Source organism: Halobacterium salinarum DSM 3754, assembly GCF_008124605.1.
GTDB classification, from domain to species: Archaea; Halobacteriota; Halobacteria; order Halobacteriales; family Halobacteriaceae; genus Halobacterium; species Halobacterium salinarum.
This window is the reverse complement of the sequence record NZ_VRYN01000004.1, coordinates 49,365-64,059: the sequence shown is the minus strand read 5'-3', so window position 1 is coordinate 64,059 and position 14,695 is coordinate 49,365. Positions and strand designations below refer to the sequence as shown.

Annotated in this window: 14 protein-coding genes; 7 read left to right on the top strand and 7 right to left on the bottom strand. The window is 63.4% G+C overall.

Annotated elements, in window-relative coordinates; genetic code table 11:
• Positions 1–22 precede the first annotated feature (22 nt).
• The 3 genes from APQ99_RS09535 to APQ99_RS09525 form a co-directional block, all read right to left on the bottom strand.
• A complete protein-coding gene (locus APQ99_RS09535) occupies positions 23–733 on the bottom strand; it encodes a hypothetical protein (RefSeq protein WP_136361307.1) in 711 nt (236 codons plus the stop codon).
• Between the two features lie 433 nt (positions 734–1,166).
• Positions 1,167–3,947 (bottom strand): tetratricopeptide repeat protein, encoded by a 2,781-nt coding sequence (locus APQ99_RS09530; protein WP_136361308.1) that lies wholly within the window; start codon positions 3,945–3,947, stop codon positions 1,167–1,169.
• 119 nt (positions 3,948–4,066) lie between these two features.
• Positions 4,067–4,345 carry a helix-turn-helix domain-containing protein gene (locus tag APQ99_RS09525; RefSeq protein ID WP_136361309.1) on the bottom strand — a complete coding sequence of 93 codons (279 nt, stop codon included), beginning with the start codon at positions 4,343–4,345 and terminating at the stop codon, positions 4,067–4,069.
• A gap of 231 nt (positions 4,346–4,576) precedes the next feature.
• Here APQ99_RS09525 and APQ99_RS09520 point away from each other — a divergent pair, with 231 nt between their 5' ends.
• From APQ99_RS09520 to acs, 3 genes are all read left to right on the top strand, one after another.
• Positions 4,577–4,765, top strand: a complete 189-nt coding sequence (locus tag APQ99_RS09520; RefSeq protein WP_010902708.1) for a hypothetical protein — start codon at positions 4,577–4,579, stop codon at positions 4,763–4,765.
• A 111-nt stretch (positions 4,766–4,876) separates the two neighbouring features.
• Positions 4,877–6,682 carry a bacterio-opsin activator domain-containing protein gene (locus APQ99_RS09515; protein WP_136361310.1) on the top strand — a complete coding sequence of 602 codons (1,806 nt, stop codon included), beginning with the start codon at positions 4,877–4,879 and terminating at the stop codon, positions 6,680–6,682.
• A 121-nt stretch (positions 6,683–6,803) separates the two neighbouring features.
• Complete coding sequence (gene acs, locus APQ99_RS09510; RefSeq protein ID WP_136361311.1) at positions 6,804–8,807, top strand: acetate--CoA ligase; 2,004 nt, start codon at positions 6,804–6,806, stop codon at positions 8,805–8,807.
• Positions 8,808–8,813: 6 nt separating this feature from the next.
• Here acs and APQ99_RS09505 read toward each other — a convergent pair whose 3' ends face one another.
• Positions 8,814–9,824 (bottom strand): aldo/keto reductase, encoded by a 1,011-nt coding sequence (locus APQ99_RS09505; protein WP_136361312.1) that lies wholly within the window; start codon positions 9,822–9,824, stop codon positions 8,814–8,816.
• A gap of 144 nt (positions 9,825–9,968) precedes the next feature.
• Complete coding sequence (locus APQ99_RS09500; RefSeq protein ID WP_227970929.1) at positions 9,969–10,211, bottom strand: hypothetical protein; 243 nt, start codon at positions 10,209–10,211, stop codon at positions 9,969–9,971.
• Positions 10,212–10,594: 383 nt separating this feature from the next.
• Between APQ99_RS09500 and APQ99_RS09495 the strand changes: the two genes are divergently transcribed.
• Complete coding sequence (locus tag APQ99_RS09495; RefSeq protein WP_049892500.1) at positions 10,595–10,795, top strand: hypothetical protein; 201 nt, start codon at positions 10,595–10,597, stop codon at positions 10,793–10,795.
• Between the two features lie 65 nt (positions 10,796–10,860).
• Entirely contained in the window at positions 10,861–11,004 is a 144-nt protein-coding gene (locus APQ99_RS09490) for a DUF2061 domain-containing protein (protein WP_244288980.1), read from the top strand.
• A 142-nt stretch (positions 11,005–11,146) separates the two neighbouring features.
• Here the strand turns inward: APQ99_RS09490 and guaB are convergent, their stop codons facing one another.
• The gene (gene guaB, locus APQ99_RS09485) at positions 11,147–12,646 is read right to left on the bottom strand and encodes an IMP dehydrogenase (RefSeq protein WP_136361313.1); all 1,500 of its coding nucleotides are present in this window, start codon (positions 12,644–12,646) and stop codon (positions 11,147–11,149) included.
• A 510-nt stretch (positions 12,647–13,156) separates the two neighbouring features.
• Here guaB and APQ99_RS09480 point away from each other — a divergent pair.
• Together APQ99_RS09480 and APQ99_RS09475 are read left to right on the top strand one after the other, a co-directional pair.
• Positions 13,157–14,074 carry a DUF5794 domain-containing protein gene (locus APQ99_RS09480; protein WP_136361314.1) on the top strand — a complete coding sequence of 306 codons (918 nt, stop codon included), beginning with the start codon at positions 13,157–13,159 and terminating at the stop codon, positions 14,072–14,074.
• Positions 14,075–14,154: 80 nt separating this feature from the next.
• Positions 14,155–14,379, top strand: a complete 225-nt coding sequence (locus APQ99_RS09475) for a DUF5795 family protein (protein ID WP_010902716.1) — start codon at positions 14,155–14,157, stop codon at positions 14,377–14,379.
• Between the two features lie 4 nt (positions 14,380–14,383).
• On the opposite strand, the gene APQ99_RS09470 is transcribed toward APQ99_RS09475, so the two are convergent.
• Positions 14,384–14,596: a hypothetical protein gene (locus APQ99_RS09470; RefSeq protein WP_010902717.1), complete on the bottom strand. Its 213-nt coding sequence runs from the start codon at positions 14,594–14,596 to the stop codon at positions 14,384–14,386.
• Positions 14,597–14,695: the final 99 nt, after the last annotated feature.

Here is a 14,695-nt window from a genome sequence, read left to right as displayed (position 1 = left end):
ACCACATGGCCGTCTCAGCGAGCTAATCGCCGTCCCCGGACGCTGGCTCGTTCCCCATCGCGCCCGCCCTGAACAATAGCACGGCACCGGTGATGACCGCCAAGAACTCGAGCACACGCTCCGAACCTGGCGCTTCGGAGAGCAGCGACGTCGTGCCTGAGGCGTACACCGCATAATATCGGCCGCTAACGTTGGCCACAACCGCTTCTCGCAGATCCGTCTGAGACTGGCTCGCCCCGGTCTCAACCGCCCGCTGGACCGCTGGCGAGTACTGATCAACGGGGTGCGAAACGTCCGCTACCGCCTGTGAGGCGTTCACTCGCTCTACGCTGAGACGATATGATTGTGCCGACTCGTTCCAGTCCGTGACGCGTTCGAAGACACGTCCGTCACCGGGGAACGCAAGATACCGATCTCGGGCAGCAAGCGACGGGTGTCCGTCGACGTGCCGGACACCGGGATACGATGCGGAACGTGAGCGCTCAGTGAGCAGTGCGGATTCAAACCCACAGGTCCGAGTCGGCGACCGCTCCCTGAAGCAATCGAGTCCGTTGATCTGTTTGAGCCTCGGTGAGTCTTGCTGAACCTGTATTCGGTCGTCTTCAACAGTGAGCTGTGTGGCACTGTACTCGTGCTCGGTTCCTGTGACGTCCAACAGGGGTGCCCAGAATGGAACCGTGAGTAAACACAGTGCGAGTATAACGAGCGCGATTCGAGGAGGGCGGTCGGTCATATCAACAGGTATTGGTCTAGCGTTTGTATGGATTTTGGTCAATAACAGGATCGGTTCGTCATCGATCTGGGCTGTTGACGCCGATGGCGACGGGGAGCACTGTTTGAGCGCCTGTTCGAGGGGGGAGACTGTGGCGGCCACCACGCGTTCACGGAATTCGCGGGACCAAGCGTGAGGGTGGACAGGAGGATACAGAGAGCACCAACAGAAGGGAGTCACAGTTCAACGAGAACCTGAATGCGGACATCTGCGCTGAACCAGTAGACAGCGAGGGCAACATTTCTGACAGCTGCTTTCAAAACGCGTTCTCGGAACTGCCCGAATCACGTACGAGCCCGAAGCGTGTCTCACGACGGCGGAGGTCGGTGCCTGATGGCCGTCGTGGGTAGCAAAATGTCGTTTAGGTTATATTTACTGAATTCGCGTATTTAGATTACCCCTCAGTGTGCTCTTTGTGGAAATCAATAATGTCCTCAATGTGGCGCTCATCACTCCGCGAAAGATTAGTTGAATCCAACCAATTATTGAGGATGGAGTAGTCCCAGGTTATCGTAAATTCACTTTTTCCGATTGACTGATACTCTTCTTCAAGAGAATCTGTTTCATCCCCTAGACAGACTTTTGATATAAGCACTAACATCAGGCTAGAAAACTCATCTTTTTTAGTTTTACTTGCCTCTTTTGCGTTACGAGCGTCTTGATACGCGTCTTCAAACTCTCCACACACAATTTTAGCCTCTGCTCTACCACTTAGAGCAGATACATCCTGCGAGTCAAACCGAATAGCTTGATCAAAGTCATTGATTGCCTCCTCAACGGATCCATCTTTTAGCATTAGGGCGCCGCGATTGATGAACGGACGGGGGTCTTCGGGGTCAAGCTTGATCGCCTCGTTGAGATCTTCGATGGCCGCTTCCAACTCACCAAGTTCCCGCTTTAGACTCCCCCGGTTAACGTAGGCCGCGAAGTCTTCGGGGTCAAGCTTGATCGCCTCATTGTAGTCTTCGATGGCCGCTTCTAACTCTCCAAGTTCCCACTTTAGACTCCCCCGGTTAACGTAGGCCCTGGAGTGTTCGGGGTCAAGCTTGATCGCCTCATTGTAGTCTTCGATGGCCGCTTCCAACTCACCAAGTTCCTGCCTTAGACTCCCCCGGTTAAAGTAGGCTGCGGAGTCTTCGGGGTCAAGCTTGATCGCCTCATTGTAGTCTTCGATAGCCGCTTCTAACTCACCAAGTTCCTGCCTTAGACTCCCCCGGTTAAAGTAGGCCGCGAAGTGTTCGGTGCTGAGATTGATCGCCTCATTGTAGTCTTCGATGGCCGCTTCCAACTCACCAAGTTCCTGCTTTAGACTCCCCCGGTTAACGTAGGCCCTGGAGTGTTCGGGGTCAAGCTTGATCGCCTCGTTGAGATCTTCGATGGCCGCTTCTAACTCTCCAAGTTCCCGCTTTATACTCCCCCGGTTAAAGTAGGCTGCGGAGTCTTCGGGGTCAAGCTTGATCGCCTCATTGTAGTCTTCGATAGCCGCTTCTAACTCTCCGAGCTCCTTTCTTGCATTCCCCCGGTTAAAGTAGGCTGCGGAGTCTTCGGGGTCAAGCTTGATCGCCTCATTGTAGTCTTCGATAGCCGCTTCTAACTCTCCGAGCTCCTTTCTTGCATTCCCCCGGTTAAAGTAGGCCGCGAAGTGTTCGGTGCCAAGATTGATCGCCTCATTGTAGTCTTCAATGGCCGCTTCCAACTCACCAAGTTCCCGCTTTAGAATCCCCCGGTTAACGTAGGTCGCGGAGTGTTCGGGGTCAAGCTTGATCGCCTCGTTGAGATCTTCGATGGCCGCTTCCAACTCTCCAAGTTCCCGCTTCACACGCCCTCGGCCAACGTAGGTCGCGGAGTGTTCGGAGTCAAGCTTGATCGCCTCGTTGAGATCTTCTAAGGCTTCACTATGGCGACCAATGCGTCTTTTCGAAATGCCCCGACCTCGATATGCGTCAGTAAACTCAGTATCAAGTTCGATTGCAGTATCGAAGTCGCGAATTGCTTTTTCATCCTCACCAATTGATTGCCTTGCCAATCCACGATAATAATATGCAAAATGAGGATTACCAGTAGACTCAATTATTGAATTGAGTGTTTCAATTGCAGACTTATTTTTATCTTTTTCTATTAGGTTAACGACTTCAGAAAGTTCGTCTGTTTCGTCAACGGAATCCGGTATTTCTCCTGAATAGTCTCGGTCCTCACTCATCGCCTCCAGAAAATGGCGTTTGGAAACGTTTTCTTGATTACGCAGTAGGTCGCGGATTCTGTCAGCAGTGTTCTTGGCCTTTTCGACGAACTCCTCTGGGTTTGGAAGATAATCTTCAGTTGATCTATTTAGTATCTTGGTAAAGAACTCTTCTGATCCCTCAATTTCGACAAGGTAGGCATTATCTTTAGACTCAAGTAATTTCTCAACACGGTCATTGACGTTGTGGCCGGACAGTTTGCACCAATATAGGCCTTTCTCAGATACTTCGGTTTCTTCCAAGACCCCCATGATGGATTCATCCCACCCTGCATAACCGAGTACAACCAAGCCCCAAGATTGGAGTGACTTCTTGAATGCCTGTTCAATCGGCTCATTCAGACTTGAAGTTTCTTCATCGGTGTTTTTCGTGTAGTGGAGAAAGTCGCCATGGACTTTCATGATCGCCGGACGATCAGACGGGAATTGAATTCGGGATGCACGGGCGTCATGGTCGACAAATAGTGGCCTTCGACCCGGCAGGTCAATTGAGGCGTTCACCAGTAGGTCGTCAAAATTTGGAGTGAATACGTGTGAAACCACGCCTTGTTGAAGCATCGAGGCAAGAATCATTTGACCCAGCGGCGGATCAGCTCCCTCGACAAACTGGCTGATTTTCTCTCTTCGAGCGGTGAGGTTGGGATAGGCCTCAGCGAACCAGAAGCCGTATTCCGATTCGTCTTCCCTGTGTTCAGACTCGTACTGATTCGCCCATTCGTTCAGACTCGAATCCCGCTCTTGCTCTGAATAGATATCATGTTTAAACTCCTCAACCATATCTCCACCTAGTGGGATATCTGCCGGTGAAGGGTTAGAAACGCCAGCACCGACAAGGAAGGAATAGGACCCGTCAGGGGATCTGTCGATAATTCTCACTAACTTATCGACCGAGCACCTCTGGATATCCTTTTCAGAGTCGCTGGAGAAGTCTGTCATCAGTCGATTATTTATTCCCCGTATAAATAGTAATGGGGGTAATATTCCGGGAATGATTTGTAGGCTAACGGGGGTCTAAATCCAACCTGCCCACAGAACACACCAGAGACGATCGGAGTCTATTTTTCTTCGAGTTCTTCTGTTGGAAGGTTCCCCACCAGCCACATACGGCCGTGCTCAGAAAGCTGATAGAGCGCGCGGTCTTCGTCGTAGTATTCGACAAGTCCGTGTTCTCGAAGCTTTAGGATGTGCTGTCTGATGGACTGGCGTTTCCAGTCGGTGTTTGCTTCGATAGTACCCGGATTCAGGATCAGCTCTCGGCGGCCATCATTCCAGAGAAGTTCCAAAATATCCCGGTCCATCGGTGTCATCCACTCCGCGAGTTCCGGCCGGGGCATGCAAATCTGTACGCAGTGCCTCTCGGATTACTATTTTCATCACGATGGAAGCGTGTACAATAACCAATGTTATGTGTACAAGACTGTCGGTAAGCACTAAGTGGCTTGCCTACAGCATTGTCGGCTACAGGAGCTATTCGAGAGGCGACCAACCTATCACCTCGAAAAGTGCGAGCCTCGCTGTTAGGGCAGCAGGCTCGCGCGGGCTCCTGTACCGCAGCTACAGAAGCCATGCTAGAGTCCACCGACGACGCTGAAGAGCGTTCCGACGGCGCACAGCATTTCGACTGTCCGAACTGCGGGCGGGGGGTGCAGGCGGTCACACAGCACGGGCCGACCGACGCCACCGCCAGCCCGTGCGGGTGCTCGATCAGCCCCGCGCACATCGACGCCCTCATCGCCGGGCGAGACGACGACTGACGCCGCCACTCGGACGCGGCCACGCCGCGACGCCGCCCCCGTCAGCCCGGCGCAGTCGGCGCGGACGACCACGCAAGGTTGATGGTTCGGCATTCAAAATAATCACGAAGTATGCGTGGGGCTGACGGTCGCGTGACCGACGCCGACTACCGGGAGCTGCGCGGCGCAACCGAAACCCCCCGGGAGGCAGTGGTGGTGGGGCTGGCCGGCGAGGTCGGGCTGACGTCCGCCGAGATACCGCGCGTCCGCCCGTGTGACGTCGCGCCCCACGACCACGACGGTGTCACACACTATTTCCTGGCCGTGCCCGGTGCCGACGGCGGCAGCGACCGCGACGCCTACCTCCCGCCCGCGGTCGAGCGCGACATCCGGCGGCGCGCCGACGCCGCGGGCCTGGCCGACGACGACCCGCTGGTCGACGTGTCGGCGCGCCGCGTCCAAACGCTGGTCAACGCGGTCGCCGAGCGCACCGACACGGCCGGCTTGGACGGGGTCTCCGCCCAGGACCTGCGCTCGTTTTTCGCCAGGCGGCTGCTCACCGGGGCGGGCGTCGACCCGCGTGTCGTGGCGGCAGTCGGCGGCTGGTCGCGGCTCGCCAGCCTCGATCAGTACGCCGCGGTGGACGCCGTCGACCGGGACGCCATCGCGCGGGCGTTCGACGGCACGACGCGAGCGCCGACGGACCGCAGCGAGCAGCGGGCACACGACCGGGTGGACGAAGCGCACCGCGCCGTCCTCGCGGCGGGGGACGCGCTGTCGGATGCGAGCACTCGGGGGGCCGTCGAGACGGCCGTCTGCGAGGCCTTGGCCGCCAGCGACGCCTACGAGATGGCGTGGCTGGCGCGGCCGACGACCCGCGACGACGTGACGGTTGCCGCGACCGCGGGCGGCGACCGTGCGATCCGCGACGACGCGAGCGCCGCCCCGGGCGCGACGCTCGTGCAAGCCGCCCTCGACGACGGGACAGGGCTGTTCACGCCGGCCGCGAGCGCTGCCCCGGCGGTCGCGGCGCTGCGCGAGCACGCCGCGGCGGCGGGCGTTCAGGCGATGGGTGTCGTTCCGGTTGCCGGACCCGAGGCGGCCCACGGCGTCCTGGCCGTGGGGGCGTCAACAGCACGGTTCAGCCAGCGCGAGCGCACCCTCATCACGGACCTGGGGCGTCGCGTGGGCCGGGCGGTCGCGCTGGCCGAGCAGCGCCACCGCCTACTGACGGACACCGTCCTCGAAGTCACGTTCGAGGTCCGGGCGGGGTCGGTGTTCGCGCGCGCCGCGGTCGAACAGGGGTGTGACCTCTCCCTGGAGGGTGTCGTACCCGGTGACCGGCAGACACTCGTGTTCTTCGTGCGGATCGCCGGCGCACCCGCGGACGGCGTCCGTGACTGGCTGCACGACCACGACGGCGTCGTGAGCGTGCGCGTGGTCCGCGACCAGGGCGGCGAGGCGGTGCTCGCGGTCGGGGTGGCCCCGGGCGCTGATCTCGCGATGGCGGTCGTCAGCCACGGTGGGACGATCCGGGATCTCAGCGCCGGCCCCGGTGGGGAGCGCGTCGTCGCCGGCGTGGCCCTCGAGACGGACGTGCGTGCGCTCCTCGATGCCCTCGCCACGGCGTTCCCCGGCGTGTCGCTGGCGGCCAAGCGCGAGCGCGCCCGCGGCGACGAGACGGGGCAGCGCGACGGGGCGTCGCTGCACGACGCACTCACCGACAAGCAGGCGGCGGTCCTGCGGGCGGCGTTTCACGCCGGCTACTTCGAGTGGCCCCGGGAGTCGACCGCCGAGGACCTCGCGGCCGACATGGGCGTGACAGCCCCCACGCTGCACAACCACTTGCGGCGCGCCCAGCAGAAGCTGCTGGCGACGGTCATCGACAGCGATGGTGGCTGCGACCCGGACACGCCCTGGCCGGACACGCGACAGTAACCTAGGTGTGTCCACACACCCCACCGTCGTGGGGCGGTTCCGAGCACCCGATCCCGAATGGACAATTAGGATAATTAGCGTTCGTGCTTAACAGGATGGTTGGTTTGGGTGCAACTGGGACATGAGCAACGACACCGACACCCCGGAGCTGGAGGCGCGACTCACCGACCAGGACGAGTTCACGCCGCCCGAGTCGTTCGTCGAGCAGGCGAACGTCTCCGACCCGGGTATCTACGACGAGTTCGATGCGACCTGGCCCGAATGCTGGACTGACGCGGCCGACCTGCTGGACTGGGAGACGCCGTACGATCAGGTCCTCGACGATTCGAACCCGCCGTTCTACGAGTGGTTCCCGGGCGGCGGCCTGAACGCGAGCGCGAACTGTCTGGACCGCCACCTCGACGAGCGCGGCGACGAGGCCGCCATCGAGTGGGTGGGCGAGCCGGCCGACGAAGCCAACCGCACGTACACGTACGCCCAGCTCCACCGGGAGGTCAACGAGTTCGCCGCCGGGCTGCGCGAGATGGGTGTCGGCGAGGACGACATCGTCACGCTGTACATGCCGATGGTGCCCGAGTTGCCGATCGCGATGCTGGCCTGCGCGCGCCTCGGCGCGCCACACTCGGTGGTGTTCGCGGGCTTCTCCGCGGACGCGCTCAGCACGCGAATGAACGCCGCCGACTCGGAGTATCTCGTCACCTGTGACGGCTACTACCGGCGCGGCGACCCCCTCGATCACTACGCGAAAACGCTCGACGGCCTGGCTGGGGTGTCACACGCGGTCAGTGACGTGGTCGTCGTCGACCGCCTCGGCGCGAACGGCGACGGCTTCGACCACGACCGCCCGGCCGCACACCACGACTACGACGCCGTCGTCGCCGCCCACGACGGAGCCAGCGTCTCGCCGGTCGAGCGCGACGCCACCGACATGCTGTTCCTGATGTACACGTCGGGCACCACCGGCCAGCCCAAAGGCGTCACTCACTCCACGGGCGGCTACCTCTCGTGGGCCGCCTGGACGTCGCAGGCGGTCCTGGACATCAAGCCGTCTGACACCTACTTCTGCTCGGCGGACATCGGCTGGATCACCGGCCACTCCTACATCGTCTACGGGCCCCTGGCGCTTGGCACCACGACGATGCTCTACGAGGGCGCCCCGGACCACCCCGACAAGGACCGCCTGTGGGAGCTCGTCGAGTCCTACGAGGCAACCCAACTGTACACCGCGCCGACGGCGATCCGGTCGTTCATGAAATGGGGGGTGGAGTACCCCGACGCCCACGACCTCTCTAGCCTGCGGCTGCTCGGGACCGTCGGGGAGCCGATCAACCCACGGGCCTGGACGTGGTATTACACCCACATCGGCGACGAGTCGTGCCCGATCGTGGACACGTGGTGGCAGACCGAGACCGGCGGCATGATGGTCACGGGGCTGCCCGGCGTCTCCACGATGAAGCCGGGGTCGGCGGGCCGCCCACTGCCGGGCGTCGACGCGCGCGTCATCGACACCGACGGCGACGACGTGGCGGGCGGGCGAGCGGGCCACCTGACCATCCAGAAGCCGTGGCCGGGGATGCTCCAAACCCTCTACGAGAACGACGAGCGGTTCATCGACGAGTACTGGCGGGTATACTCCGACACCGACAGCGGCGACCCCGCGGACTGGGTGTACTTCCCGGAGGACGGCGCGAAAGTCGACGACGACGGCTACATCACGGTCCTGGGGCGCGTCGACGACGTGGTGAACGTCTCCGGGCACCGCCTGGGCACGATGGAGATCGAATCGGCCATCGTCGACGTGCCGGGGGTTGCGGAGGCGGCGGTCGTCGGCGGCGACCACGACCTGAAAGGCGAAGCCGTGTACGCGTACGTGCTCACCACGGACGACCACGACGCCAGCGACGCCCTCCGTGAGCGCATCGTGGCCAGCGTGGAGGACGCCATCGGCCCCATCGCGCGCCCGGAGGCGGTCGTGTTCGCGCCGGAACTCCCGAAGACGCGGTCGGGGAAGATCATGCGCCGGCTCCTGGAGGACATCGCAAACGACGCCGACCTCGGGGACACCTCGACGCTCCGGAACCCCGACGTGGTGGAGACGATTCAGGACCAGTTGGCCGGCGACTGACCCGATTCAGAGGTCCGCGTACGGTCCGGCGGCCGCATCCGTGAGCCGCGCCATCTGGTCGTCGGTCAGGTCGATGGTCGCCGCGTCGATGTTCTCCGACAGCTGGTCAGGGGTGCGCGCGCCGACGATAGGGGCCGTGATGCCGTCGCGGTGCAGCAGCCACGCCAGCGCGACCTGGGGCGGCGACGCCTCGACCTCGTCCGCAACTGCGTCCAGGACGTCGTGGGCGTCGAAGTTCGCGTCCGTGAGGTAGGTGTCCGCCCACCGGCTGGAGTCGCTGGCCTTCGACTCGCCGGTGAGGCCGTCGTCCCGGCTGTACTTCCCGGTGAGAAAGCCCTGTGCCAGCGGGCTCCACGGGCAGACCGCAAGCCCCTGCTCGCGGGCGAACGTGAGGTAGTCGCCTTCGATCTCGCGGTCAACCAGGTTGTACCGCGGCTGGAGCACGCTGAACGGCTCCCAGCCCTCGGCGCGCGCGAGCTCGTTGGCCCGCGCGATCCGCCAGGCGTTCGGCTGGAGCGTCGACGCGCCCAGGTAATGGACGAGCCCGTCGGCGACCAGGTCGTTGAGCGTCCGCATGAGCTCGCGGGCCGTGGTGTCGCCGTCCCAGCGGTGGATGTACAACACGTCGAGGTACTCCGTGCCGAGGCGATCGAGCAGCGCGGTGATGCGGTTGCGGATGGTTTTGCGGTTCGTCCCCCGGCTGTTGGGGTCGCCGTCGCGCACCTGCCAGTAGATCTTGGAGGCGATGGTGTACCGGTCGCGGTCGCGGTCCGACAGCCAGTCGCCGATCCAGCGTTCGCTGTCGCCGCCGCCGTACACGTCGGCGGTGTCGATATACCGGCCGCCCGCGTCGGCGTACGTATCGAGGAGGTCGTGGGCGCGTTGCTCGCTGATTTCGAGGTCGCCGGACTCCGTTCGCTTGCCGAACCGCCACGTTCCGAACTGGAGGGCACTCGTCTGGAGTCCGGTGTCGCCGAGCTGCACGAAGTCGAGCGGCTGGTCGTCCGTGGGTGGCATGGTCGGCTCCGAGTAGCACGACCACGCCCATATGCGTTCAACAATCGGCAACCCGCGGCGGCCTGGCGGCCGGACGCGGGCACCCGCCGGTGGGCAGTCCAAACTGTGGGACGAACCGGCGCAAAACTCAATCCGGGGCGGACGTCAACCGAGCGTGGCGTGAATGCGCTCCCGGTACGTGGGGTTCCCGTAGATCCCCATGGCGACCACGAGCAGCGATACCGCGAGCACGACCAGCGAGCCGACCGGTCCCCGCCATTCCGGGCCGAAGAACAGCTGGACGAGGCCGAACAGGGCGCCGAAGGTGCCCATGAATACGAGCACCCATCCCAACGCGCCGGCCGACACCCGACCGATCCATTCGACTAGTTTCGTGGAGGACGACATACGTAACATGTTTGACGGAATAGGCATATAACTTTGGGAAAGCCGGTGATCAGTGACTTGCTGTTCCCGGTTCCCGCACTGGGCGGAGTGCGCGTGGCACCAATTCTCACTCACTGGAAGGCGGAATCTCCGACTCGCCGAGGCAACCGAGCGACGCCGACATCGAACGGCGGTCTGCGACCAGCCGGGGGAGGTCGTCGTACCACGATGGCGGCAACCCCCGCATGGAGACACCCCAGCACGTCCACGGAGACGTGTGCACCGCCGTCCGGATCAGGTAGCCAATGGGTCTCGAAACCCACGTCGTGACGCGCTGGCTGCCGCCAGCCCGCGTTTAATTACATATAACAACAGTTAATGTGGGTGCGCGAGACGCTCCGGTCGTGTCCGACTACACCACCATCTCTCTGAGGAAGGACTTCGTCAGCGACGTCGAAACCTACATCGAGGACGAACCGTTCGCCTCCCCGAAGGAGTTCGTGAAACACCTCGTCGTCCGCGAGATGGAGGACGACGGCGAGATCACCGAACAGGAGGCCCGCGAACTCGGGCAGAAACTCGCCGAACTCGGGTACGTGGAGTGAGCCCCCGATGGCAGACTCACGCTACCGGTCGGCGGTGAAGGCAGCGTCGTACCGCGTGTTCGCTGGTGTTCACCATCGCGTTCCTCTACACCGGCGAGTTCGGCTCCGCGGCGAAGATCGGCGTTTCTGCTGCTGTCGGAAAGACCGTACTGTACTACCTCTGGGAGCGCCTCTGGAGCACCATCTCGTGGGGACGGCAGGCCGCCTGACGAGGCGGCTTGGGAGTGGTGGCAACCCCGCACCGACCTCTCCCGGACTATGCACCGTGCGCTCGCGCACGTAAGCTGCGTGACCGACCTGCCGTCCGACCCCCAGCGGTCCAAAATCCCGTTCAGTCGATCGCGGAGGCCGCTACTCCCCTTGTGGGCTGTAGTTCGGCGCTTCGTCCGTGATCATCACGTCGTGAGGGTGGCCCTCGGTCTGTCCCGCCGCGGAGACGCGCACGAACTCGGCGTCAGCCTTGAACGCCGGGATCGACTCGGCCCCGACGTACCCCATGCCGGACTGGATGCCGCCGACGAGCTGGTGGAGCTCCGACGCCAGCGACCCCTTGTAGGGGGTTGCAGCCTCGACGCCCTCGGGGACGTACTCCTCGTCCTCGTCGTCGTCTTTGAGGTAGCGGTCGCTGCCACCGGACTGCATCGCCCCGACCGAGCCCATGCCGCGGTACTGCTTGTACTTCTTGCCGTTCATCGTGATGACGCGGCCGGGTGCCTCGTCGGTGCCGGCGAAGTACGAGCCGAGCATCACGGCGTCGGCACCCGCGGCGATTGCTTTCGCGGCGTCGCCGGAGTACCGGATTCCGCCGTCGGCGATCACGGGCACGCCGGCCGGCGCGGCGACGTCGGCGACCTGTGAGACGGCCGTGATCTGTGGCATGCCGGACCCGGTGACGACGCGGGTGGTGCAGATCGATCCCGGCCCGATCCCGACCTTGATGCCGTCGGCGAAGTCCACGACCGCTTCGGCGGCTTCGCGGGTGCCGACGTTGCCGACGACCACGTCGGCGCCGACGCTGGCTTTGATCTCGCGGGCGGAGTCGATGACGTTCAGGTTGTGCGCGTGCGCACAGTCGATGAACAGCACGTCCGCGCCCGCCTCGTCGACCGCGGTCGCGCGCTCCGTGTCGAAGGGACCGACGGCGACGCCGACGCGGAGGCGGCCGTTCTGGTCGCGGGCGGCGCTGCCGTGTTCGCGGCGTTCGAGGATGCCCTGCATGGTGACCAGGCCGACGAGGTGCTGCTCGTCGTTGACGATCGGAACGCGCTCGATTTTGTGCTCGTACATGAGTTCGAGCGCGTCGCGTGCGGTGATGTCTTCGGGGGCGGTGATGACCTCGTCGGTCATCGCCTCCCGAACGGCATCCGACTCGCCGACTTCGAGATACGGCCGGATGTCCGTCGCGGAGATGATGCCGCGTACCGTGTCGTCGTCGCCGACGACGGGGGCACCGGAGACGTCGCTGCGGTCCATCATCTCGTCGACGGCCTCGACGGTCTGCTCGGGGGCGGCCGTGACGACGTTCTCGCGGTCGATGACGAGTTCGTCGGCGCGCTTGACGCGTTCGACCTCCGCGACGACTCGGTCCGTGTCCATGTTCTGGTGGAGGACGCCCAGGCCGCCCTCGCGTGCCATCGCGATCGCAAGCCGGGACTCGGTGACCGTGTCCATGGCGGCCGACAGTACGGGGACTTCGAGTTCGACGTTCGTGGAGACGCGCGTGGCGACGTCGGCGTCGTCCGGTTCGACGCGGCTCTCGGCCGGGCGCAACAGCACGTCGTCGAACGTGAGCGCTTCCGGGACGCGGAGCTTCTCGGAGAATCTGCCGTCCGTTGAGGAATCGTTCGCCATGTCAAACGGTCGGTGTGAGACCGCAAAAGCGTTGCGAGATTGGGCGAACGTGACCGGGCGGAGATAGGTGGGGGAGACCACCATGCATGGTTGTGCATTCCCGTCGGGGGAACAACACGTGTACAGTTCGACGGGCGTTCTCCCACCAGTTCTTCATAGACGTTCTAAAGCATCGTTGTATTCTCGATAAACTACCACCGTGGGTAGATAACCCAAAGCCCCGACTTAAATGCCGGTATCGGTTCCTTACCATATGCGTCTCTTTGTCACGCAATCTTTATGCATTCAAACGAATTTACTGCACGTATGGACTCCATCAGTCCCAACACGAAGCGTACGACCGGCAACCACACTGCCGTTTCCCCGGACGTACCGAAATTTACCCTTGGGACGATGGACCACCGACGTGGGCGCTGGCTCGGATTCCCGCCAGCAACAAATACAGGCGCACGCACGACCGCCCGTCTGTATCGTCGCTCCGACCACACCCCCACGTTGAGAAGATAGCATATGAGCAGCTCACGTCACCCCGTTGCGCTCCGGCTGGAGCAACAGGTAGGCGGCGCGACCAAGCTTCTCGCGACGGTAACGCTGTTGCCGCTCGTCGATGGGATCTTCGCGGCGCTCGTGCTCGCCGGCGCACTCGACACGTGGGCCGGCGTCCTCCAGACGGGCCTGCTCGTGTTCGGCGGCAGCGCCACCCTGGCAGTCATCCTCGCGGAGATGGACGGCACCCGCCGCGAACAAGCCACCAGCGTGCTGATCGTCGGCGTCCCGCTCATCGTCATCGCGACCGCCGAAGCGGCGCTCGCGCCGACGGTCGACACGGTCGTCGACATCCACACCTTCGAGCGCTTCGCGGCGCTCGTCATCCTCGCGATCGCCGCGAAAACCGCCAGCGCCACCATCGGGGAGTACCTGCCGTCGCCCAGTGTCATCATCGGCCTGGGCTTTCTCGCCAGCGCGAGCCCGGCCAACGCCAGGCTCGTCACGCAGTACGAGAACGGGCTGCTGTTACACGCCGCCGCCGCCGGCGGCGTTGCAGTCACGTTCGCGCTCGTCGTCGTCGCGCTCGGGCCGGCCCTGCGCCGCGTCGTCGACATCGACCGGTTCCGGTTCGGCTCCGCCGTCGCGCTCGCCACGCTCGCGCTGTCCGTGTTCAACCTGGTGCCGTCACAAGCGCCGCTGATGGTGTTCGCGGTGGCGGGCCTGCTGGCGTTCGACCCCGACCAGGCGGCCAGCGACGACGCCGAGGCCGCCCCCGACGGCGAGGGCGGCCCGGACGGCATCACGGTCCCGGCCGACGACGGCCCCGACGCCCGCGCCACGCCCCCCGCAACTGACGGCGGGAACGGCCACGAGCCCGACGAGGCCGCGTACGGCTACCCCGGCGAGGACACCGCCGAGGAGCGCGCGCCCTGGCTGTAGCCCTCGGACCACACCGCATCGCAGTCATCGTGTGCCCGGCGACGACACGCTTTCATGTGCGCACAGTCAGGCGTACATGTATGGCTGACAACCGCGTCGTGCAGGGTCGCATGGTCACCCCAAAGAAACTCGCGGAACTCGTCGAAGGCACGTCGGTGATGGACGCCGAGCCGATCAGTGACGCCGACCGCGACTGTCCGGAGTGCGGCAGCGACGTGCTGACCGTCGGCTATATGCCGTCGGTCACGGAGTTCATCACCGGGTACAAATGCCAGGACTGCGACTGGAGCGCCCGAGAGTCGTAGCCGCTCAGTCGGTCGTCCAGCGCACGGTTTCGATCTCCGTGGTGGACGCCGCAACGACCGTGCCGACGCGGTCGCCGTCCTCGTACTCCGGAACCGCCACGCGGTCGTAGCCCTCGACGACAACGTCCCGTAGATCCCCCTCGAAGTCGTCGGCGTCCTCGACGCCCAGTCGGTTCTCGCCGCCGAGCTCCCGCACGACAATCGGATACTCTGGCATACACCCAAGCGATGCCGCGCGATCCACAAAACCCACTCGCTGCGTGGCGGTCCGGGCGGCCCCCGAATCGAAACCCTCTTGAGGAGATTCGCCGTATGA

What these genes read in the sequence shown, in the direction of transcription:
- APQ99_RS09535 (WP_136361307.1), bottom strand. Translation starts at nt 733, where the DNA reads ATGACCGACCGCCCTCCTCGAATCGCGCTCGTTATACTCGCACTGTGT.
- APQ99_RS09530 (WP_136361308.1), bottom strand. Translation starts at nt 3,947, where the DNA reads ATGACAGACTTCTCCAGCGACTCTGAAAAGGATATCCAGAGGTGCTCG.
- APQ99_RS09525 (WP_136361309.1), bottom strand. Translation starts at nt 4,345, where the DNA reads ATGCCCCGGCCGGAACTCGCGGAGTGGATGACACCGATGGACCGGGAT.
- APQ99_RS09520 (WP_010902708.1), top strand. Translation starts at nt 4,577, where the DNA reads ATGCTAGAGTCCACCGACGACGCTGAAGAGCGTTCCGACGGCGCACAG.
- APQ99_RS09515 (WP_136361310.1), top strand. Translation starts at nt 4,877, where the DNA reads ATGCGTGGGGCTGACGGTCGCGTGACCGACGCCGACTACCGGGAGCTG.
- acs (WP_136361311.1), top strand. Translation starts at nt 6,804, where the DNA reads ATGAGCAACGACACCGACACCCCGGAGCTGGAGGCGCGACTCACCGAC.
- APQ99_RS09505 (WP_136361312.1), bottom strand. Translation starts at nt 9,824, where the DNA reads ATGCCACCCACGGACGACCAGCCGCTCGACTTCGTGCAGCTCGGCGAC.
- APQ99_RS09500 (WP_227970929.1), bottom strand. Translation starts at nt 10,211, where the DNA reads ATGTCGTCCTCCACGAAACTAGTCGAATGGATCGGTCGGGTGTCGGCC.
- guaB (WP_136361313.1), bottom strand. Translation starts at nt 12,646, where the DNA reads ATGGCGAACGATTCCTCAACGGACGGCAGATTCTCCGAGAAGCTCCGC.
- APQ99_RS09480 (WP_136361314.1), top strand. Translation starts at nt 13,157, where the DNA reads ATGAGCAGCTCACGTCACCCCGTTGCGCTCCGGCTGGAGCAACAGGTA.
- APQ99_RS09475 (WP_010902716.1), top strand. Translation starts at nt 14,155, where the DNA reads ATGGCTGACAACCGCGTCGTGCAGGGTCGCATGGTCACCCCAAAGAAA.
- APQ99_RS09470 (WP_010902717.1), bottom strand. Translation starts at nt 14,596, where the DNA reads ATGCCAGAGTATCCGATTGTCGTGCGGGAGCTCGGCGGCGAGAACCGA.